This window comes from Ferrigenium straubiae (assembly GCF_051257895.1).
In the GTDB taxonomy this organism is placed as follows: Bacteria; Pseudomonadota; Gammaproteobacteria; order Burkholderiales; family Gallionellaceae; genus Gallionella; species Gallionella straubiae.
On sequence record NZ_CP194331.1, the window covers coordinates 130,547 to 150,723 of the forward strand.

General features: G+C 59.5%; 18 protein-coding genes and 1 tRNA gene. 16 read left to right on the plus strand and 3 right to left on the minus strand.

Features of this window, described 5'->3' with window-relative positions; translation table 11 throughout:
* Positions 1 to 18 precede the first annotated feature (18 nt).
* The 12 genes from ACRRNM_RS00650 to ACRRNM_RS00705 all read left to right on the plus strand — a co-directional run bounded on the left by ACRRNM_RS00650 (position 19) and on the right by ACRRNM_RS00705 (position 13,835).
* Positions 19 to 3,780, plus strand: coding sequence for a nitrate reductase subunit alpha (locus tag ACRRNM_RS00650; RefSeq protein WP_435626318.1), 3,762 nt, complete (start codon positions 19 to 21; stop codon positions 3,778 to 3,780).
* Positions 3,781 to 3,815: 35 nt separating this feature from the next.
* Positions 3,816 to 5,363 carry a nitrate reductase subunit beta gene (gene narH, locus ACRRNM_RS00655; protein ID WP_435626319.1) on the plus strand — a complete coding sequence of 516 codons (1,548 nt, stop codon included), beginning with the start codon at positions 3,816 to 3,818 and terminating at the stop codon, positions 5,361 to 5,363.
* Positions 5,364 to 5,372: 9 nt separating this feature from the next.
* The gene (gene narJ / locus ACRRNM_RS00660) at positions 5,373 to 5,903 is read left to right on the plus strand and encodes a nitrate reductase molybdenum cofactor assembly chaperone (RefSeq protein WP_435626320.1); all 531 of its coding nucleotides are present in this window, start codon (positions 5,373 to 5,375) and stop codon (positions 5,901 to 5,903) included.
* Positions 5,904 to 5,913: 10 nt separating this feature from the next.
* Entirely contained in the window at positions 5,914 to 6,660 is a 747-nt protein-coding gene (gene narI, locus ACRRNM_RS00665) for a respiratory nitrate reductase subunit gamma (RefSeq protein ID WP_435626321.1), read from the plus strand.
* Positions 6,661 to 6,820: 160 nt separating this feature from the next.
* Entirely contained in the window at positions 6,821 to 7,534 is a 714-nt protein-coding gene (locus ACRRNM_RS00670; RefSeq protein WP_435626322.1) for a carbonic anhydrase, read from the plus strand.
* Positions 7,535 to 7,719: 185 nt separating this feature from the next.
* Positions 7,720 to 7,956 carry an RNA chaperone Hfq gene (hfq, locus tag ACRRNM_RS00675; protein ID WP_435626323.1) on the plus strand — a complete coding sequence of 79 codons (237 nt, stop codon included), beginning with the start codon at positions 7,720 to 7,722 and terminating at the stop codon, positions 7,954 to 7,956.
* The gene (gene hflX, locus ACRRNM_RS00680) at positions 7,956 to 9,080 is read left to right on the plus strand and encodes a GTPase HflX (protein ID WP_435626324.1); all 1,125 of its coding nucleotides are present in this window, start codon (positions 7,956 to 7,958) and stop codon (positions 9,078 to 9,080) included. Before hfq ends, hflX begins: the two co-directional genes overlap by 1 nt.
* A gap of 9 nt (positions 9,081 to 9,089) precedes the next feature.
* The gene (gene hflK, locus ACRRNM_RS00685) at positions 9,090 to 10,268 is read left to right on the plus strand and encodes an FtsH protease activity modulator HflK (protein ID WP_435626325.1); all 1,179 of its coding nucleotides are present in this window, start codon (positions 9,090 to 9,092) and stop codon (positions 10,266 to 10,268) included.
* Entirely contained in the window at positions 10,269 to 11,147 is an 879-nt protein-coding gene (gene hflC / locus ACRRNM_RS00690) for a protease modulator HflC (RefSeq protein ID WP_435626326.1), read from the plus strand.
* Positions 11,147 to 11,332: a DUF2065 domain-containing protein gene (locus ACRRNM_RS00695; RefSeq protein WP_435626327.1), complete on the plus strand. Its 186-nt coding sequence runs from the start codon at positions 11,147 to 11,149 to the stop codon at positions 11,330 to 11,332. Before hflC ends, ACRRNM_RS00695 begins: the two co-directional genes overlap by 1 nt.
* A gap of 10 nt (positions 11,333 to 11,342) precedes the next feature.
* Positions 11,343 to 12,500: an ATP phosphoribosyltransferase regulatory subunit gene (locus ACRRNM_RS00700; protein WP_435626328.1), complete on the plus strand. Its 1,158-nt coding sequence runs from the start codon at positions 11,343 to 11,345 to the stop codon at positions 12,498 to 12,500.
* A 24-nt stretch (positions 12,501 to 12,524) separates the two neighbouring features.
* A complete protein-coding gene (locus ACRRNM_RS00705) occupies positions 12,525 to 13,835 on the plus strand; it encodes an adenylosuccinate synthase (protein ID WP_435626329.1) in 1,311 nt (436 codons plus the stop codon).
* 138 nt (positions 13,836 to 13,973) lie between these two features.
* Here ACRRNM_RS00705 and ACRRNM_RS00710 read toward each other — a convergent pair.
* Positions 13,974 to 14,060, minus strand: a tRNA-Leu gene (locus tag ACRRNM_RS00710).
* A gap of 48 nt (positions 14,061 to 14,108) precedes the next feature.
* Here ACRRNM_RS00710 and rnr point away from each other — a divergent pair.
* The 4 genes from rnr to ACRRNM_RS00730 all read left to right on the plus strand — a co-directional run bounded on the left by rnr (position 14,109) and on the right by ACRRNM_RS00730 (position 18,318).
* Complete coding sequence (rnr, locus tag ACRRNM_RS00715) at positions 14,109 to 16,355, plus strand: ribonuclease R (RefSeq protein ID WP_435626330.1); 2,247 nt, start codon at positions 14,109 to 14,111, stop codon at positions 16,353 to 16,355.
* Complete coding sequence (gene rlmB / locus ACRRNM_RS00720; protein WP_435626331.1) at positions 16,348 to 17,088, plus strand: 23S rRNA (guanosine(2251)-2'-O)-methyltransferase RlmB; 741 nt, start codon at positions 16,348 to 16,350, stop codon at positions 17,086 to 17,088. The genes rnr and rlmB overlap by 8 nt, the downstream gene beginning before the upstream one ends.
* A gap of 37 nt (positions 17,089 to 17,125) precedes the next feature.
* Entirely contained in the window at positions 17,126 to 17,752 is a 627-nt protein-coding gene (locus tag ACRRNM_RS00725) for a phosphoribosyltransferase (protein WP_435626332.1), read from the plus strand.
* Between the two features lie 161 nt (positions 17,753 to 17,913).
* Positions 17,914 to 18,318 (plus strand): hypothetical protein, encoded by a 405-nt coding sequence (locus ACRRNM_RS00730; RefSeq protein WP_435626333.1) that lies wholly within the window; start codon positions 17,914 to 17,916, stop codon positions 18,316 to 18,318.
* 91 nt (positions 18,319 to 18,409) lie between these two features.
* On the opposite strand, the gene ACRRNM_RS00735 is transcribed toward ACRRNM_RS00730, so the two are convergent.
* Positions 18,410 to 19,411: a hypothetical protein gene (locus ACRRNM_RS00735; protein ID WP_435626334.1), complete on the minus strand. Its 1,002-nt coding sequence runs from the start codon at positions 19,409 to 19,411 to the stop codon at positions 18,410 to 18,412.
* A 144-nt stretch (positions 19,412 to 19,555) separates the two neighbouring features.
* Positions 19,556 to 20,047 (minus strand): hypothetical protein, encoded by a 492-nt coding sequence (locus tag ACRRNM_RS00740; protein ID WP_435626335.1) that lies wholly within the window; start codon positions 20,045 to 20,047, stop codon positions 19,556 to 19,558.
* Positions 20,048 to 20,177 lie beyond the last annotated feature (130 nt).

The following is a 20,177-nucleotide window of genomic DNA, read 5'->3' on the forward strand; positions in this document are numbered from 1 at the left end:
CACAGGAGCAAGAAAAACATGAGTCACTTTCTCGATCGATTGAAGTTTTTTGAAAAAATCAAGGAGACTTTCTCCAATGGTCACGGCATCGTCACCAACGAGGATCGCCAGTGGGAACAGGCCTATCGCACCCGCTGGCAGCACGACAAGATCGTGCGTTCCACGCACGGTGTGAACTGTACCGGCGGTTGCTCCTGGAAGATTTTTGTCAAGAACGGATTGGTCTCATACGAGGTGCAGCAAACCGACTATCCGCGCACCCGCGAGGATTTGCCCAACCATGAACCGCGCGGCTGTCAGCGCGGAGCTTCTTTCTCCTGGTATCTGTACAGCCCCCATCGCATCAAGCACCCGCTGGTCCGTGGCCGCCTGCTCGACCTGTATCGTGCCGAGCGTAAGAGCGGCAAGGATCCTGTAGACGCTTGGGCAGCAATCCAGGCTGACCCGAACAAGCGCAAGCAATACGTTCACGTGCGCGGCCTCGGCGGATTTGTGCGCGCCAAATGGGATGAGGTCAACGAAATCATCGCCGCCGCCAACATTTACACGATCAAGAAATGGGGTCCGGACCGGATTTTTGGCTTCTCGCCGATCCCGGCCATGTCGCAAATTTCTTACGCATCCGGTGCGCGTTACCTGTCCCTGATCGGCGGCGTATGCGGCTCGTTCTACGACTGGTACTGCGACTTGCCGGCGGCTTCCCCACAAACCTGGGGCGAACAGACCGACGTGCCGGAATCGGCGGATTGGTACAACTCCTCCTACATCATCGTCACCGGTTCCAGCTTGCCGACCACGCGTACGCCGGATGCTCACTTCGCTGTCGAGGCGCGTTATAACGGCACCAAGATCATCGCGATGAGCCCTGACTATGGCGAACACGTCAAGCTTTCCGATCTGTGGATGCCGGTCAATCCGGGTACCGATTCAGCTGCCTTCCTGGCGTTTGGGCATGTGGCGCTGAAAGAATTCCTGGTAGACAAACAGGATCCGTACTTCCAGGAATATAACCGCAAGTACACCGATATGCCGATCCAGGTGATGCTGCGCAAGGAAGGCGACGCTTATGTATCCGACCGTTGCCTGCGTGCCTCCGATTTTGCGGGCAATCTGGGCGAATCCAACAATCCGGAATGGAAAACCATCGTTTATGACGAAAAGTCCAAGACCTTTGTTGCGCCTAACGGATCAATCGGTTTCCGCTGGGGCGAGGAAGGTAAGTGGAATTTGCTGCCGAAGAATGGCGCCAGCCAGCAGGAAATTATGGCCGAACTGACCTGCATCAACAGCAAGGATGCGGTGGTTTCGGTGGGCTTCCCGCACTTCGCGCATGGCGAAGACAGCCTGCTGTTCCGCAATGTGCCGGCGCGCAAGCTGAAGCTGGCCAGCGGCGAAGAAGTATTGGTCACCTCCGTGTTCGACCTGCAGGTTGCGCAATACGGTATCGACCGCGGCTTGGGCGGCGGCAATGTCGCCAAGGACTACAACGACGCCAACGTGGCTTACACGCCAGCATGGGCATCCAAGGTTACCGGCATCAAGGCTATGGATATTGAGCGCACCGGTCGCGAGTTCGCGAAGAATGCCTCGCAAACCCACGGCAAATCGATGGTGATCATGGGCGCGGCAATTAACCACTGGTATCACAACGACATGACGTACCGGGGCGTTATGAACCTTCTGCACATTTGCGGTTGCGTGGGCCAATCCGGTGGCGGCTGGGCACACTATGTGGGCCAGGAAAAACTGCGTCCGCAAGCAGGTTGGGCGCCGATTGCCTTCGCACTCGACTGGCAGCGTCCGCCGCGCCAGATGAATTCGACCTCCTACTGGTATTTCCATACCGACCAGTGGCGCTACGAAACCGTGAAGGCGGAAGACATCACGTCGCCTGCCGGCAGGAACAAGAACGCGAAAGAGGGTTACTCGATCGCCGACTACAACGTTGCAGCAGTTCGTATGGGCTGGTTGCCTGGCTTCCCGCAATGGAACGCCAACTCGCTCGACCTAGCGGATGAAGCCGCCAAGGCCGGCGCTACCGACGAAGCTGGGGTTGCCAATTACGTTGCCGGAAAACTCAAGTCGGGTGCAATGGATATCTCTTTTGCCGACCCGGATGCGGATATCAACTGGCCGCGCAATATTTTCGTGTGGCGCGGTAATTTGATCGGTACTTCGGGCAAGGGGCAGCAATACTTCCTCAAGCACCTGCTGGGCGCGCAAAACAACGTGCTGCAGGAGGGCGGGGACGGAAACGACAACAAGCTGGTCAAGTGGCGTGACGAGGGTCCCGCAGGCAAGCTGGATCTGTTTGTGGACATCAACTTCCGCCTCAACTCCACCGGTGCCTACTCCGATATCGTTTTGCCGACCGCAACCTGGTACGAGAAAAACGACCTCAACACCACCGACATGCACCCCTTTATCCATCCGCTGTCGGAAGCCGTGTCGCCGGGCTGGGATTCCAAGTCCGACTGGCAGATTTTCAAGGAGCTTGCCAGGGTCTTCTCTGGCTTGGCCGCGAAGCATCTTGGTACACGCAAGGATGCGGTCATCTGGCCGATGCAGCACGACTCGGCGGCCGAGTTGGCACAGCCGTTTGGCCAGGTGAAAGATTGGCACAAGGGTGAATGTGAGCCGATCCCGGGCAAGACCATGCCGTTCATCAAGCTGGTGGAGCGCGACTATGGCAGCATCTACAACAAGTACATCGCGATCGGCCCATTGATGGTCAAGCTGGGCAACAACGTCAAGGGCATCGACTGGAACACCGAAGCGGAATACGAGGAGCTTAAGCTGTGCAATTACACGGTGAGAGTGCCGGGCGTCTCCTACGGTATGCCCTCCCTTGAGGAAGATATTTCCGTGTGCGATGCGGTGATGCGCATGGCGCCGGAAACCTGCGGTCCGGTGGCGCACAAGTCGTGGTCCGCCTTGTCGAAGAAGACCGGCATCGACCATCATCACCTGTATGCCTCACGCGAGGAGGACAAGATCACGTTCCGTGATATCCAGGTACAGCCGCGCAAGATCATTACCGCGCCAACCTGGTCGGGGATCGAGTCCGAGCATGTGTCGTATACCGCGGGTTACACCAATATTCATGAGCACATCCCGTTCCGCACCCTGACCGGCCGGGCTCACTTCTACCAGGATCACGAGTGGTTCCAGGACTTCGGCGAGACTTTCTGTGTGTACCGTCCGCCGCAAGACTTGAAGTCGTTCAAGAACGTGCCGGCTAACATCCTGCAAAAGCCGCATCTCAAGCTCAGGTTCATCACGCCGCATGGCAAGTGGGGTATCCACTCGAGCTATCAGGATACCCTGCGTATGTTGACGCTGTTCCGCGGCGGTCCTCATATCTGGATCTCTGAACTGGATGCGCAGCAGGTCGGGATCAAGGACAACGATTGGGTGGAGCTGGTCAACAGCAACGGCGCCAGCATGTGCCGTGCGGTGATTTCGCAGCGTATCCCGCGCGGTGCGTCGGTGATGCACCACTCCCAGGAGAAGAACGTGAACGTGCCGGGATCGGTTACCACCAACAAACGTGCCGGTACCCACAATGCGCTGACGCGGGTCATCATGAAACCGACCAACATGGTCGGCGGTTATGTGCAACTGGCCTACGGCTTCAATTACTACGGTACGGTGGGATGCAACCGCGATACCGAGATCATCCTGCGCAAGGTGGAGGATCAGGACATCGACTGGCTGGAGCGTCCGCTTACCCCGGAACGGGAAGCGCATCGCAACCCACCCGGAGTCGGCAAGCGCTGATCGTCACGTGAATTAGGATAAATTAGGAGAAACTCATGAAAGTACGTGCACAATTCGCATTCATTTTTAGCCTGGACAAGTGTATCGGTTGCCACACCTGTTCGGTAACGTGCAAAAACACGTGGACCAACCGCAAGGGCGTGGAATATGTCTGGTTCAACAACGTCGAATCCAAACCCGGCATCGGTTACCCCAAGGATTGGGAGAACCAGGAAAAGTGGCGGGGCGGCTGGACGCTGGTCAACGGCAAGTTGGAACTGAGGTCTGGCGGGCGCGCATCGCGGCTGCTGAACATCTTCTCCAACCCGGATCTGCCGCAGATTGACGATTATTACGAGCCGTTCACCTACAACTACGCGCGCCTGCAGAACGCGCCGCTGTCCGAGGCGACGCCTACCGCCCGCCCGCTCTCGCAGATCACCGGTCAGCCCATCGAGAAGATCAACTGGGGGCCGAACTGGGAAGACATCATGGCCGGCGCATGGGAAGACCGCAGTGTGGACAAGAACATGGATGGTGTCGGACGGGAGATTTATGGCCAGTTCGAGCAGACCTTCCATACCTATTTGCCGCGCATCTGCAACCACTGCCTGAATCCCGCGTGCGTGGCTTCCTGCCCTTCCGGTTCGCTCTACAAGCGTGAAGAAGACGGCATCGTGCTCGCCGACCAGGACAAGTGCCGCGGCTGGCGTTTCTGCATGAGCTCATGCCCGTACAAGAAGGTGTACTACAACTGGGAATCCGGCAAGGCCGAAAAATGCATCGCCTGCTACCCGCGCGTCGAATCCGGCATGCCGACGATCTGCTCCGAATCCTGCGTCGGGCGTATCCGCTACAACGGCATCATCCTCTATGACGCCGACCGTATCTCGGAACTGGCCAGCACGCAGAACCCGCAAGATCTGTATGAAGCGCAGTGCAAGATATTCCTCAACCCCAACGATCCTGCAGTGATTGCCGCCGCTCAGGCAGAAGGCATCAGCAAGGACTGGATCGTAGCCGCACAGAAATCGCCGATCTACAAGATGGCGATTGACTGGAAGATCGCCTTCCCGCTGCATCCGGAATTCCGTACGTTGCCGATGGTGTGGTATGTGCCGCCGCTGTCTCCGGTGCAGACCGCAATCGAACAGGGCAAGCTGAAAACCGGTGCGGATGGCGTGATCCCGCTGGCCAGCGAGTTGCGCGTGCCGGTCAAGTACCTGGCCAACCTGATGACTGCGGGCAAGGAAGCGCCGATCGTGAGCGCCCTGAATCGCATGATTGCGATGCGCAGCTACCAGCGCATGAAACGCGTGGAAGGTGTGGTCAATACGGCTGCCCTCGAGGCTGCAGGCATCACCGAGGAGATCGCGCAGGATATGTACCGTTACCTCGCGATTGCCAACTACGAAGACCGCTTCGTCATCCCCACCGGCCACGAAGAGGAGCGCCTGGACGATGCCCACGGCTTCCAGGGTCAGAACGGGTTCAGCTTCGGCAACACTTCCTCGACCGGTATCAGCAAGGTCACGCTGTTCCCGCGGCGCCGTCTGGAGTCGATGGAACCCAGGGAAAAAGCGCCGCTCGCGGGCGACCGTTAAGGAGAAATCATGCAAACTTATAAAATCCTATCGGCGCTGCTGGAATATCCGGAAGAGGAGTTGATCGACAACCTGCCGGAAATCCGCTCTATCGTTGATCAAAGTACAAGCATCGATGATGGGGAACGGGCAGTCTTGCGGAAATTTCTCGATTACCTGGGGAGCATGCCGCTGACAGAAGCGCAGGTGAACTATGTGAACACTTTTGACAGGACTGCAGAGCACAGCCTGCACCTGACACACCATTTGTTTGGCGATGATGACGACAGGAACCGCGGCCCTGCGCTGATCGACCTGGGAGAGATGTTCAAGGACTACGGCGTAAAGACGGTGACCAACGAGTTGCCGGACTATCTGCCGCTGCTCCTGGAATTCACCTCTTACCTGGACAGCAATGAAGCGACGGTATTCCTGTCCGATGTCCACAAGGTGCTGAATATTCTGGCCGGAAATCTGGCCAAGGCCGAAAGCCCTTATGCTCCGCTGATTTCCATGATCGAGAGCCGGGCTACGCTGACTCGTCTGACTGCTTTAACCTAAGGAGAATGAAATGCATGATTCAGTTTTTACTCTAAACAATTTGCTGTTCGGCGTGTATCCGTATGTCTGCCTTACGGTGTTCTGGATTGGCAGCTGGCTGCGCTTCGACCGCGAGCAATACGGTTGGAAGGCAGATTCCACGCAATTGCTTTCCAAACCCAATATGCGTCTGGCTAGCAACTTCTTCCACTTTGGTGTGATCGCCATTTTCGGCGGCCACTTCGTGGGATTGTTGACACCGCATGCCGTGTTCCAGGTGCTTATGGATGACATGTCGCACCAATATGTGGCTATCACCGCAGGCACCATCTTCGGCCTTTGTGCCCTGTTTGGGGGCGTTATCCTGTGGTTCCGGCGCTTCGGCAATCCGCGCATTTCGCTGACCAGCCGCTGGGCGGACAAGTTTGTCCTGACTTGGGTGATGCTTACGCTGATTCTCGGCCTGCTGACCATTCCGGTATCCATCGGCCACGCCGGCCACGGTGACCCCCGCGTGGTGACGGCCATGGCGGAATGGATCCAGAGTATTGTCTATCTCTATCCAAGCCCGCAATACCTGGAAGGCGTTGACACCATCTTCAAGCTGCACGTATTGGCCGGCATGACGGTGTTCCTGATCTTCCCGTTCACCCGTCTGGTGCATATCTGGAGCATGCCGTTCGGTTACCTGGCTCGCGCATACCAGATCGTGCGCTCCAAGAAGGTGAAGTATCAGGAAATCAACAGGTACGACCTCGGCAAGCCGGCAGATTATTAATAGGTTGCTGGCACCACCGTTGTCACTTAGCCTTCGCGCTGCCCGATCGTTCATTTATACGGAAGGGCAGCGCCCCCTGCCATGATGGTGATCCACGTTGCGATTCGTGCTGCGACTCGCCGGTTCATGAGCATCATTCATCAATGACAACAACTGCAATATGCGTGACGTAAACATATTTCTGAAGGGCTTCAGGCGCTTTCAGCATCATTACTTCGACCGGAATCCTGAACTTTTCGACCGGTTGTTCAGAGAAGGGCAGCGCCCGCGGGCACTGATGGTGGCCTGTTGTGATTCTCGCTGCGACCCCGGGGTGCTGACCGACAGCGAGCCGGGCGACATGTTTGTGGTACGCAATGTCGCCAACCTCGTCCCGCCATATATCCAGGCGACTTCCTATGCCGGAACCACTTCCGCCATTGCGTTTGCGATATGCAACCTGGCGGTGGAGCATGTGATCGTCATGGGGCACGCCAAATGCGGCGGTATCCGTGCGCTGATGGAAGACAAGACCCCTACGTTCGACGAGGAACAACTCATCGCAAAATGGCTCGGAATCGCCGCCGATGCCCGGCAACAGGTGTTGAAGGAGCTGCCGGGAAGATCGCGGGAAATCCAGACGCGTGCCTGCGAGCAGGCGTCCATCCTCAAGTCGCTGGAAAACCTGATGTCCTACCCGTGGGTCAGTCGGCGCGTGAACGATGGTACATTGGCGCTGCATGGCTGGTATTTCGACATGGAAAACGGAACGCTGATGCAATACGACAGTGACGCCGGGGAATTCCGTGTAATAGACTTGCGTCTCGAAGGGTCGGAGGGGGCGCTCCAACCGCAACGCCTGTTCGAAAATTGGGAATCAAACCCGCCGCCATAAAGCTGCGCAAGGTTTTCTGCCGGCAGTTCTATAGCGTCGCTCCACAATGCGCCCACCACTATCGCGGTATCGCCGGCCACCCTGTTAAAAACGGGGTGTTTTGCCGACTTTTGGACAAACCTGTTCACAGTTGCGCCGGAATCCAGTAAAGTGCCATCCCGTTCCTAACTGATAAGAGCAATAATATGAGTGCAAAAGGACAACAGCTTCAAGACCCGTTTCTCAATGCGCTGCGCAAGGAGCATGTGCAGGTCGCAATTTACCTAGTGAACGGCATCAAGCTGCAAGGCCAGGTCGAATCATTCGACCAGTATGTGGTGTTGCTGAAAAACACCCTTACGCAGATGGTTTACAAGCACGCCATTTCCACCATCGTTCCGGCACGCGCGGTCAACATTTCCTACGACGACTCCGCCGAGTAATGCAGCAAGACTCCGCGGGGGCCGAGGCCGCAGTCCTGGTCAGCATCGATTTCGGCGAGAACGACTACAGCGAGAGCCTGGCGGAACTGGGCCTGCTGGCCGAAACGGCCGGAGTGCGCACGCTGGCTGTCATCAAGGGGAGGCGGCAGCACCCCGATGCGGCGCTGTTTGCGGGTAGCGGTAAGGTGCAGGAAATCGCCGAACTCGTCGAGCGCATGGAAGTTCCGCTCGTCATCTTCAATCATGACCTTTCCCCCGCGCAGATGCGCAACCTGACCAACCGGCTGAATACGCGCGTCATCGACCGTACCATGCTGATCCTGGATATTTTTGCGCAACGCGCGCAAAGCCATGAAGGCAAGGTTCAGGTCGAGCTGGCGCAGCTCAAATATCTCGCCACACGCCTGGTCGGCATGAATCAGGGCATGGGGCAGCAGAAACATGCCGTGGGCGCGCGCGGTCCCGGCGAAACCAAGCTGGAGCTGGATCGGCGCAAGCTGGACAAACGCGTCCATCTGCTGAAAGAGCGCCTGGAGAAGCTCAAGCACCAGCGTGTCGTACAGCGCCGTGCACGCAGCCGCGCCGATGTGCTTTCGGTATCCATCGTCGGTTACACCAATGCGGGCAAATCCACGCTGTTCAACAGACTGACCCGCGCCGATGTCTATGTAGCCGACCAGCTGTTCGCCACGCTGGATACTACCTCGCGCCGCATGCATACTGAGGGGACGGGCGAGATTGTGGTGTCGGATACCGTCGGTTTTATCCGCCATTTGCCCCATTCGCTGGTTGCGGCATTCCGTAGCACGCTGGAAGAGACTATACAGGCCGATCTGTTGCTGCATGTGGTGGATGCCAATAACGCCATCCGCGATGATCAGATTGCCGAGGTGAACAAGGTGCTCGCGGAGATAGGCGCGGCGGATATTCCGCAGGTTCTGGTGCTCAATAAAATCGACTTGCAGGACCTTCCGCCGAGCGTGCAGCGTGACGATTATGGTAGAATCGCCCGCGTTTTCCTGAGCGCCAGGAGCGGCGCTGGGCTGGATGGTTTGCGGCTTGCCTTGGCTGAGGCCAAGGCCGCGCGTCAGGCTGCAGAAGCAACTAAATCAACCACACAGTGAGTGCAAATTATGGGATTGAACGATCCGCAATGGGGTAAAAAGAACAGCGGCGGCCCGCCCGACCTGGAAGAATTGCTGCGCAAGCTCAACGAGAGAGTTGCATCCATGATGGGCGGCAAGGGCGGAGAAGGCAAGTCCGGTGGCAATGAATCGCCAAAGGGATTCGGCGGAGGCATCGGCCTGATCGTCGCGATTGCCGCGCTGATCTGGCTGGGCAGCGGCTTTTATATCGTCGATGCCAGCCAGCGCGGCATAGTGCTGCGCTTCGGCAAGTTGGTCGAGACGACCCAGCCGGGCCCGCGCTGGCATTTGCCGTTCCCGGTCGAAACGGTGGAAATCGTCAACCTGAGCCAGGTCCGGACCGTGGAAGTCGGCTATCGCGATAACGTCAAAAACAAGATGCTGAAAGAGTCGCTGATGCTGACCGACGACGAGAATATCATCGACATCCAGTTTGCGGTGCAGTACTTCCTGAGCGATCCGGCCGACTACCTGTTCAACAACCGCATGCCGGACGAAAACGTGCGCCAGGCGGCGGAAACCGCCATCCGCGAAGTGGTCGGCAAGAGCAAGATGGACTTCGTGCTCTATGAAGGCCGCGAGCAGGTGGCTGCCGCGGCGACCAAGCTGATGCAGGATATCCTCGATCGTTACAAGTCCGGCATCCAGATCAGCAAGCTGACCATGCAGAATGCGCAGCCGCCCGAGCAGGTGCAGGCCGCCTTTGACGACGCGGTCAAGGCCGGTCAGGATCGTGAGCGGCAGAAAAACGAAGGGCAGGCTTACGCGAATGACGTGGTGCCGCGCGCGCGCGGTACGGCGGCGCGCCTGATCCAGGAGTCGGAAGGCTACAAGCAGAGCGTGATTGCCAATGCCGAGGGTGATGCCAGCCGCTTCAAGCAGATTCTCGTCGAATACGAAAAGGCGCCCAGCGTAACGCGGGAGCGCATGTATCTGGACATGATGCAGCAGGTGATGGGCAATATCAGCAAGGTGATGGTCGACCAGAAGAACGGCAACAGCCTGCTGTATTTGCCGCTGGACAAGCTGGTGGAAAGCACGCGCACCGCCGGTGGAGTAGCGGAGGCACTGACCGCTCCCGCTCCCGCCACTACGCAATCCAACGATAACACCGCGGCGCAACGCGCACGGGATTCGTTGCTCAGCCGCGACAGGGAGGCACGCTAAATGAACAAAAATATGGGCAACGTGTTGATCGGCGCGGTTGCCGCGCTGGTTCTGCTGGGAATGAGCGTGTTCGTGGTGGATCAGCGCCAGGACGCGATTGTGTTCCAGTTGGGCGAAGCGGTCAGCATCAAGACTGAACCTGGGCTTTACTTCAAGGTGCCGCTGATGCAGAACGTGCGCTATTTCGACTCGCGCATCCTCACCCTGGACACCGTGGAGCCGGAGCGCTTCATCACCGCGGAGAAGAAGAACGTGCTGGTGGATTCCTTCGTCAAGTGGCGCATCGTGGACGTGAAACAGTATTACGTCAGCGTGGGAGGCGACGAAGTACGCGCCAGGACGCGCCTACTGCAGACGGTGAATTCCAGCATGCGCGAGGAATTCGGCAAGCGCACCATTCACGAGGTCGTATCCGGTGAGCGCGAAAAAATCATGACGGTGCTGCGCGAAAAAACCGATAGCGATGCGCGCAAGATTGGCGTGCAGGTGCTGGACGTGCGCCTGAAGCGCGTCGACTTCCCGATCGAGATCAGCGAGTCGGTGTATCGCCGCATGGATGCGGAGCGCAAGCGCGTGGCTAACGAACTACGCGCTTCCGGCGCGGCGGAAGGCGAGAAAATCAAGGCCGATGCCGACAAGCAGCGTGAGATCATCTTGGCAGAAGCCTACCGCACGGCGCAGAAAACCAAGGGCGAGGGCGATGCCAAGGCGGCCTCCGTGTATGCCGCCGCGTTCGGCCGTAATCCGGAGTTTTATTCGTTCTACCGCAGCCTGGAAGCCTACCGGCAAAGCTTCAAGAACAAGAGTGACGTGATGGTGCTGGATCCGAGCTCGGCATTCTTCAAGTATCTGAAGAGCTCCGGCAAGGGCGGCAAGTAGTGCTGGAATACTGGCTGCTCGGTATTGCGATGATGCTGGTAATCGAAGGTCTGCTGCCATTCACGTTTCCCGACCTGTGGCGCGAGACCTTCCGCAAGATGATTGCGCTGACGAATGGGCAGCTGCGTTTCGCCGGCATCGTCTCGATGCTTTCGGGACTGATGCTGTTGTACTGGGTTAAATGAAAGTGCCGTAATGCAAAACTGGCTGCTTCCGGAATACATACAGGACATGCTGCCCGACGAGGCGTGGCGTGTGGAGTGGATGCGCGCGCAGTTCCTGGACCTGCTGCGCAGATCGGGCTATCAACTGGTCGCACCGCCCTTGCTGGAATATACCGAATCGCTGCTGATCGACGACAGCCGCGACGTGGATTTGCGCACCTTCAAGCTGGTCGACCAGTTGAGCGGCCGCACCTTGGCGCTGCGTGCCGACATTACGCCGCAAGTTGCGCGTATCGATGCCCATCTGCTCAACCGCGAAGGGGTAGTGCGCCTGTGCTATGCGGGCAGCGTGCTGCACACCCAGCCGGCCGGGCTGACGCGCACCCGCGAACTGCTGCAGATCGGCGCCGAAATATACGGGCACGGCGGGCTGGAAAGCGACCTGGAAATCCAGCAGCTGATGCTGCAATCGCTGGCCCTGCTGGGCATCGGGGGCATACACCTCGATCTCGGCCATGTCGGCGTATTCCGTGCGCTGGCAAGCCATGCCGGGCTCGGCAAGGAGCTGGAAAACGAACTGTTTGCGGCATTGCAGGGCAAGGACAGCGCGGCCCTGCAGTCGCTGGTGCAGCCGCTCGAGAAAACCTTGCGCAATGCCCTGCTGGCGTTGCCGATGCTGTATGGCGGCTGCGCCGAGGTGCTGGCGCGGGCGCGCCGGGAGCTTCCGGCCTATCCCGGAATCCATGCCGCGCTGGACGAGCTGGAAACGGTGTCGAAGAAGCTGCAGCCCCTGGCGTCCAGCGTCGGCATCGATCTCGCCGACCTGCGCGGCTATCACTACCACAGCGGCATGGTGTTTGCCGCCTACCACGCCGGAAGCCACGATGCGATCGCCCTGGGCGGGCGCTACGACGACCTCGGCCGGAGCTTCGGGCGCGCCCGCGCCGCGACCGGCTTCAGCATGGACCTGCGCCAGTTATACCAGTTGCTGCCGTCCGAGGCGGCGCAACTGGGCATCTGCGCACCGCATCTCGACGATGCCGCCCTGCGCGACAGGGTTGCGCAGCTGCGTGCGGCGGGAGAAACGGTGGTGGTGGATCTGCTCGGCAATCCCGCGTTGCGCCGCGAACTGCAATGCGACCGCGAACTGGTGCTGCGCGACGGCGCCTGGCAGGTTGTTCCCCTTTGATTTTTGAAATCCGGAAGCTTTGTAATGGCTAAGAACGTAGTGGTAATCGGCACCCAATGGGGCGATGAGGGCAAGGGCAAGGTCGTCGACTGGCTGACCGATCACGCGCATGGCGTGGTGCGCTTCCAGGGCGGGCACAACGCCGGGCATACGCTGGTGATCGGCGGGCAGAAGACCGTGCTGCACCTGATCCCGTCCGGCATCCTGCGCGGACATGTGATGTGCTACATCGGCAACGGCGTGGTGCTGTCGCCGCAGGCCCTGCTCAAGGAAATGGACAAGCTGCAGCAGGCCGGCATCGACGTCTACGGCCGCCTGAAGATTTCCGAAGCCTGCCCGCTGATCCTGCCTTACCACGAGGCGATCGACAAGGCGCGCGAATCGGCGAAAGGCGACGCCAAGATCGGCACCACCGGACGCGGCATCGGCCCGGCCTACGAGGATAAGGTCGCGCGCCGCGCGATCCGCCTGCAGGATATCTTCCATCGCGAGCGCTTCGCCGCAAAGCTGGGCGAGGTGCTGGATTACCACAACTTCGTGCTGAAAAACTATTTCCAGGCCGCGACGGTCGATTTCCAGAAGACCCTGGACGATACGCTGGCGCTGGCCGAGCGCATCAAGCCGCTGGTGATGGACGTGCCGCGCGCGCTGTACGAGGCCAACCGGGCGGGCAAGAGCATGCTGTTCGAAGGCGCGCAGGGCTCGCTGCTGGATATCGACCACGGCACTTACCCGTATGTCACGTCGAGCAACTGCATCGCCGGCGCGGCCTGCGCCGGTGCAGGTGTGGGGCCGCAGATGCTCGACTACGTGCTGGGCATCACCAAGGCCTACACCACGCGCGTCGGCTCCGGGCCGTTCCCCACCGAGCTGTACGACGCGGTGGACAAGTGCGACCCGATCGGCGCGGGCCTCGCCCAGCGCGGCCACGAATTCGGCTCCACCACGGGGCGCGCGCGCCGTTGCGGCTGGTTCGATGCGGCCGCGCTCAAGCGCTCGATTCAGATCAACGGTGTGTCCGGCCTGTGCGTCACCAAGCTGGACGTGATGGACGGCATGGAAAGCGTGCGCATCGGTGTGGGCTACCGCATCAACGGCGTGGAAAGCGACATCCTGCCGGCCGGTGCGGATGCGCTGACGGATTGCGAGGCGGTGTACGAGGAAATGCCGGGCTGGAGCCAGAGTACGGTCGGCGTGCAGCGCTACGAGGACCTGCCGCAGGCCGCGCGCAACTACCTGGAGCGCATCGCGAAGGTCTGCGGCGTGCCGGTGGACATGGTTTCTACCGGGCCGGACCGCGACGAAACCATCGTACTGCGCCATCCGTTCGAATAGGCCGATAGCGGCATGGACAACACTGAAAACGCAGTGTCCGATGTACACTGCGTTTTTGCTTTCGACCGGGATTTACAGCCCGGAAGAGGGCTGGGGCATGAAAATAAAAAGGCTCGCTTGCGCGAGCCGATTTATGATTGGTGCCCAGAAGAGGACTCGAACCTCCACAGTGTTGCCACCGCTAGGACCTGAACCTAGTGCGTCTACCAATTCCGCCATCTGGGCTGAGATTTGCGAAGGCGCGCAATTTAATTGTTAAAGGACTAGTTGTCAATGAAAAAGAAAAATAATTTACGCCTGAAAGACCCCCATCTCGAGCGCGAGCGCGAGCAATACGAGCATCCGCTGCCGAGCCGCGAATTCATTTTGCAGATCCTGGCGGAGCAGGGCGCGCCGGTCGGCGAGGAAGAGTTGCGGCAACTGCTGCACATCGAGGTGCACGAGGAAGACCTGTTTGCGCGCCGCCTGCGGGCGATGGAGCGCGACGGGCAGATCATGCGCAACCGCAAGCACGCCATCTGTGTGGTGGACAAGCTCGATCTGGTCAAGGGCAAGGTACAGGGCCATCCGGACGGCTTCGGCTTCCTGATCCCCGAGGATGGCAGCCCCGACATGTTCCTCAGCGAGAAGGAAATGCACAAGGTGCTGCACGGCGACACCGTCATGGTGCGCCAGAGCGGCGTGGACCGGCGCGGCCGCCCGGAGGCCAAGATCATCGAAGTGCTGGAGCGCGCCAACAGCCGCGTCGTCGGCCGTTTGTTCGAAGAGCACGGCATCCATTACGTGGTGGCGGAAAACCGCCGCATCAGCCAGGACATCCTGGTCGCAGCCGGCGAGACGGGCGGCGCCAAGGCTGGGCAGGTCGTGATCCTGGAGATATTGAAACACCCCGACAAGCACGCCCAGCCGATCGGCCGCGTCGTGCAGGTGCTGGGCAATTACGCCGACCCCGGCATGGAAATCGAGATCGCACTGCGCAAGCACGACCTGCCGCACGAGTTCCCCAATGACGCGGAGAAGCAGGCCAAACTGTTCGCGCCGGAAGTCAGGGCGGAGGACTGGATGGGGCGCGAGGACATCCGCAAGCTGCCGCTGGTGACCATAGACGGCGAAACCGCACGCGACTTCGACGACGCGGTGTATTGCGCGCCGGAGAAGGGCGGCTACCGGCTGGTGGTGGCGATCGCCGATGTCAGCCACTATGTGCAGACGAACGATGCGCTGGATCGCGAGGCGATCCTGCGCGGCAATTCGGTGTATTTCCCGCGCCGCGTGATACCGATGCTGCCGGAGGAACTTTCCAACGGCCTGTGCTCGCTGAATCCGAAGGTGGACCGGCTGTGCATGGTGTGCGACATGCACATCAGCGGCAAGGGCGAGATCGGCGAATACCGCTTCTACCCCTCGGTGATGCACTCCCACGCGCGCCTCACCTACACGCAGGTCGCCGAAATGCTGGCAGAGCCGGACGGCAAGCTGGCAAAAAAGAATGTGGCAATCCTGCCGCACCTGCAACACCTGCATGAGCTGTTCCAGAAGCTGCTGCACGCGCGCGAGAAGCGCGGCGCGATCGACTTCGAGACGGTCGAGACGCAGATGATCTTCACCGACCAGGGCAAGATCGAGCGTATCGTGCCGGTGGTGCGCAACGACGCGCACCGCCTGATCGAGGAGTGCATGCTGGCGGCGAACGTGTGCGCGGCCGGTTACCTGCACGAACACCGGCACACCGTGCTGTACCGCATCCACGAGGGGCCGACGCCGGAGAAACTCGAGGCGCTGCGCGAGTTCCTCGGGGAATTCGGCATGCAACTGGGCGGCGGCGACGAGCCGCAGGCCGGCGACTATTCCAAGGTGCTCAAGCGCATCAAGGGGCGTCCCGACGCGGGATTATTGCAGACCGTGATGCTGCGCTCGCTGCGCCAGGCGCGCTATGAGCCGGAGAACGTCGGCCACTTCGGCCTGGGCTATGAGGCTTACACCCATTTCACCTCGCCGATCCGCCGCTATCCCGACCTGCTGGTGCACCGCGCGATCAAGGCGGTGCTGCACGGCAAGCAATACAAGCCCGCGATGAAGTGGGCAGAGCTCGGCGAGCATTGCTCGATGACCGAGCGCCGCGCCGACGACGCGACGCGCGATGTCGAGGCCTGGCTGAAGTGCTTCTACATGCGCGACCATCTCGGCAGCGTGTTCAGCGGCACGGTCTCGTCGGTCACGAATTTCGGCCTGTTCGTCTCGCTGGACGATCTGTACGTCGAGGGGCTGGTGCACATCTCCGAACTCGGCAAGGACTATTACCACTTCGACGCGACGCGCCACCAGCTCATCGGCGAGCGCACCGGCCAGCGTTACCGCCTCGGCGACCGCGTGCAGGTACGCGTGGTCAAGGTGGACATGGAGAGCACCAAGGTCGATTTCGTGCTGGACGAGGGCGTGAAGAAAGCCGCGTCGCAGCCCGCGGCGAAGAAGGCTGCGCCGGAGAAAAAAGCAACGAGAGGAAAGAAGCAACATGGCTGACCTGCGCCTGATCTACGGCTTCCACGCGGTCACCGCGCGCATCCGCCAGAATCCGGATGGCGTGCTTGAAGTCTATCTGCAGGCGCAGCGCAACGACCCGCGCATGCGCGACCTAGTCAAGCTCGCGGAGGCGGGCGGCGTGCGCGTGATCCCGGTCGATGCGAAGCGACTCGACGGCATGGCGGGCAACGCGCGGCACCAGGGCGTCGCGGCGCGCGTCGATGCCTCGCGCCGCGTGCAGCACCTGGAAGACGTGCTCGATACCCTCTCGGAGCCGCCCCTGCTGCTGGTGCTCGACGGCGTGCAGGACCCGCACAACCTCGGCGCCTGCCTGCGCAGCGCCGACGCGTTCGGCGTGCACGCGGTGATTGCGCCCAAGGACCGCGCGGTCGGCATCACTGCGACGGTGGAGAAGGTCGCGTGCGGCGCGGCGGAAACCGTTCCCTACATCACCGTCACCAACCTCGCGCGCACGCTGCGCGAACTCAAGGAGCGCGATATCTGGGTGGCCGGCGCGGCGGGCGAGGCGGAGCAGGACTTGAACGGCTTCAAACACAAGGGCGCGCTCGCCTGGGTGCTCGGCGCGGAAGGCGAAGGTCTGCGCCGCCTCACGCGCGAGACCTGCGACGAACTGGTGCGCATCCCGATGCTCGGCAGCGTGGAAAGCCTCAACGTCTCGGTGAGCGCGGGCATCTGTCTGTTCGAGGCGCGGAGGCAGCGGCAGCATTCGTAGGTCGGGCAACATCAACGTGCGAAAGGAGGGCAGGAACATGCTATTCCGTGATCGTGACGATGCTGCGCGCCGCCTGGCGGAGGCGCTTGCGCAATACCGCGGCCAGAACCCGCTGGTGCTGGCGATACCGCGCGGCGCGGTGCCGATGGCAAAAATCATCGCCGAAGAGCTGAGCGGGGAGGTGGACGTGGTGCTGGTGCGCAAGCTGCGTGCGCCGGGCAACCCGGAGTTCGCCATCGGTGCGGTGGACGAGACCGGCTGGGTGTACCTCGCCGAGCATGGTCGGCATGTGGCGGGCAGCCAAGAATACATCGATTCCGAGAAGGCCGCGCAGATGGAAGTGATGCGTGAGCGGCGCGCGAGCTACACGCCGGTGCGCCCGCCACACGACCCGGCGGAGCGCATCGTCATCGTCGTGGATGACGGCCTCGCGACCGGCTCGACGATGATCGCCGCGCTGCATGCACTGCGCGCGAGGCAGCCGCAGAAGCTGGTCTGCGCCGTCCCGGTCGCGCCGCCCGATACGCTGGACAAGGTATCGCCCTATGCGGACGAGATAGTCTGCCTGAGCGCGCCGGAGCTGTTCTACGCGGTGGGGCAGTTCTACCAGTCCTTCCCGCAGGTGAGCGACGAGGAAGTGATCGCGGCGCTGGCGGGGGATTGAGCCTGAAAAGCTTCATCCACAGATTACGCGAGATTTAACAAAAGAAACTCGACGATGGTTTTAGAATCTGTGCGAATCTGCGTAATCTGCGGATCGAACTGCGGATTTCAGGATAGACTGTTTCGAGTTATAGCTAGCAACGACTTCAGAGAAGAAAGCCGATGAAAAAGAAAACCCCGCTCCGCGTCCCGGTCACCCAGGGCCTGAAGGACATCTACGCGATGGACATGCACTCCGCGTACCAAGCCGCCTGCCTCGGGCAATTCAGCGTCATCTCCTTCGGGCGGCTGGCCGCGGCCATTTCGGTCGTCCGCACGGCGCTCGAGCAGAAGCAGACCAGAATTCCCCATGCCATCGAAACGCTGGATGCGGCGATCGAAACGCTGATGGCCGTGAGGAAGCGGGGCGACGAGACCGGCGTCTGGGAGATCACCGAGACCGAGCGCCCATCCATTCTCGAAGGCATCGAGATGGCCGAGCAGTGCATCGGCACGCTGGATGTCGCGCTGCTGGCGCAGACCGCGGCGAGGCTGCTCAATGATGTTTACGGCGAGCAGGCGGGGTAGGAAACGCTGAGCGGGTATCTGGGTGGCAAGGAGTAATTCGAGGCTGACCCCTTTAATCTCCTTTAATTTCGGCGGAATGATGAGCTCGGCATTAAAGGATCGTCGCCTTCTGCGCATCCAGCTTGAATTTCAGAAGCTCAATGCTTAGCCTCTGTAGCGCGTCTTTCAAGTCAGTAGCGATTGCCTCTTTGTGAGGCAGGACGATTACTCTCCGGCAGTTCGCCGCTGTTCCATGAACCATGAGTTGGCCGATGGCGCCATAGACGTCTGATCGTGCCGTACTCGTCTTGACTTCGAAAACCTCAACAAGATCACGACCGACTGCAACCCCCATGTCGATCAGGACATTCTTAACAATGCGTCCTCCTTTGGGAAGTGGCTCCGACGTGCGCCAAGAATTCAAAGCATCAACAACGTCACCATGACGAGATAAATAGTCGATTTCGGCAGATCGTCGTCCCTTTCGCCTACCACGCGCTTCGGAGTAAAAGTCGTCGAGTTCCTTTTTCTTGCGCCGAAACTCAGGCGTTTCCATGTCGCCGGCGCGGACAGCCAGCTTGAAGCGGGCAATGATATCGACATACCGAGCAGCAGAACGGCTTGCAGCAACGCCGTCGATTGGCATAACCAATACACCCTCTCGGACACCACCAGACGTATCAACGACATCAACAGGACGCTGGTCACTCCATGCCAGAAAGGCAGATTTACCAACGCCTTTGGTTCCGCCGCCCACACGACCAGAATGTAGAAGGTAGATCGATCCGGTATCGTTGTCGCGAGCAAAGAACCCTGCGACTTGGTCATTGCGCCCCTCGTATGCGGTGTTTATCTCGACCGAAATCTGCAAACCACCTTCAGCCTTAAATAGGCCGAACCAGTTCAAGCGCCTTGGATTCGCGACATCATTGCTGTTGTGGTCGGATGACCAGTACCAGTAGGTTCCATCGGTGAACACAGAGGCGTCGAAGGTCGTGCCCCCGGGGTACCCAATGTTTCTAATTGCCTTTTGCTTGAAATCTCGGCAAATGGCGGATTCTAGCTTGCGTTGAACCTTGGCGATTTCTTCTTTGGACTCAATGAGGGTGAACATAAATATTTTTCGACTCCCGTATGAAAAATACAGCTACGTCATGACGCAGAATGTTTAAGTTAACCGGCTGGACGCCGTAGGCGATCAGTCCGAGCGGAACGAAGTGAAGCAGTGTTGAACGATGGGTTAGCGCGCATAGGGTGACTAGCTGCGCGAACGGCAAACTTCAAATTTGGCGACAGAAGAATTTTCTCTACATGCCTGATCGATAGCATCTTTCAGAACCCCAGATTTCACTGGCGTCCAGTAGTTTTGGAGAACGAGAAAGTCAACCGTAGCACTTGATTCTTTAATGGATAGCGCTCGAAGAGCTTTCTCGATTGCACGAAGTGCCTGATTCTTCTGGACGCTCGAGTATTCAATCCTGATTAGCGCGGCTTCTGGTTCCAACCAAGACCTATCAGATAGTGGTGGGAGGCGAAACTTGAGTTGCGACTTGGCAGAGATGACTTGTCCATTGAGCTCTTTGAACTCTGCTGCAGGAATGTATGTGTCAGGACCTCCGGGGAGCACTACCTTGCCGTTTTCGAACTTGGCATAGATGTCTTGGGTGATCTTGTAAATTACTTGCTGCCCAAGGGGAGGTTTTACGCGGAATTTCTCAATCACACGATCAGATGGGCCAACGTTTGTCATTACGAGCTCATAGGCAGAGCCCAACGGTTGAGAGTAAGAAAGCTGTAGCTCGCTATTGATGTAGTCAAACGTAAGACCGGCACCAGTCACAAGAAAACCCGAGGCTCCAAGCCATAGCCACAACTTTTTC

Bases quoted from the DNA above. Each gene is read 5' to 3' on its own strand.
- ACRRNM_RS00650 (WP_435626318.1), top strand. From the start codon at position 19: ATGAGTCACTTTCTCGATCGATTGAAGTTTTTTGAAAAAATCAAGGAG.
- hflC (WP_435626326.1), top strand. From the start codon at position 10,269: ATGAACAAAAATATGGGCAACGTGTTGATCGGCGCGGTTGCCGCGCTG.
- ACRRNM_RS00725 (WP_435626332.1), top strand. From the start codon at position 17,126: ATGCTATTCCGTGATCGTGACGATGCTGCGCGCCGCCTGGCGGAGGCG.
- hfq (WP_435626323.1), top strand. From the start codon at position 7,720: ATGAGTGCAAAAGGACAACAGCTTCAAGACCCGTTTCTCAATGCGCTG.
- ACRRNM_RS00700 (WP_435626328.1), top strand. From the start codon at position 11,343: ATGCAAAACTGGCTGCTTCCGGAATACATACAGGACATGCTGCCCGAC.
- ACRRNM_RS00705 (WP_435626329.1), top strand. From the start codon at position 12,525: ATGGCTAAGAACGTAGTGGTAATCGGCACCCAATGGGGCGATGAGGGC.
- rlmB (WP_435626331.1), top strand. From the start codon at position 16,348: ATGGCTGACCTGCGCCTGATCTACGGCTTCCACGCGGTCACCGCGCGC.
- hflX (WP_435626324.1), top strand. From the start codon at position 7,956: ATGCAGCAAGACTCCGCGGGGGCCGAGGCCGCAGTCCTGGTCAGCATC.
- ACRRNM_RS00735 (WP_435626334.1), bottom strand. From the start codon at position 19,411: ATGTTCACCCTCATTGAGTCCAAAGAAGAAATCGCCAAGGTTCAACGC.
- narJ (WP_435626320.1), top strand. From the start codon at position 5,373: ATGCAAACTTATAAAATCCTATCGGCGCTGCTGGAATATCCGGAAGAG.
- narI (WP_435626321.1), top strand. From the start codon at position 5,914: ATGCATGATTCAGTTTTTACTCTAAACAATTTGCTGTTCGGCGTGTAT.
- ACRRNM_RS00670 (WP_435626322.1), top strand. From the start codon at position 6,821: ATGCGTGACGTAAACATATTTCTGAAGGGCTTCAGGCGCTTTCAGCAT.
- hflK (WP_435626325.1), top strand. From the start codon at position 9,090: ATGGGATTGAACGATCCGCAATGGGGTAAAAAGAACAGCGGCGGCCCG.
- narH (WP_435626319.1), top strand. From the start codon at position 3,816: ATGAAAGTACGTGCACAATTCGCATTCATTTTTAGCCTGGACAAGTGT.
- ACRRNM_RS00740 (WP_435626335.1), bottom strand. From the start codon at position 20,047: ATGACAAACGTTGGCCCATCTGATCGTGTGATTGAGAAATTCCGCGTA.
- ACRRNM_RS00730 (WP_435626333.1), top strand. From the start codon at position 17,914: ATGAAAAAGAAAACCCCGCTCCGCGTCCCGGTCACCCAGGGCCTGAAG.
- rnr (WP_435626330.1), top strand. From the start codon at position 14,109: ATGAAAAAGAAAAATAATTTACGCCTGAAAGACCCCCATCTCGAGCGC.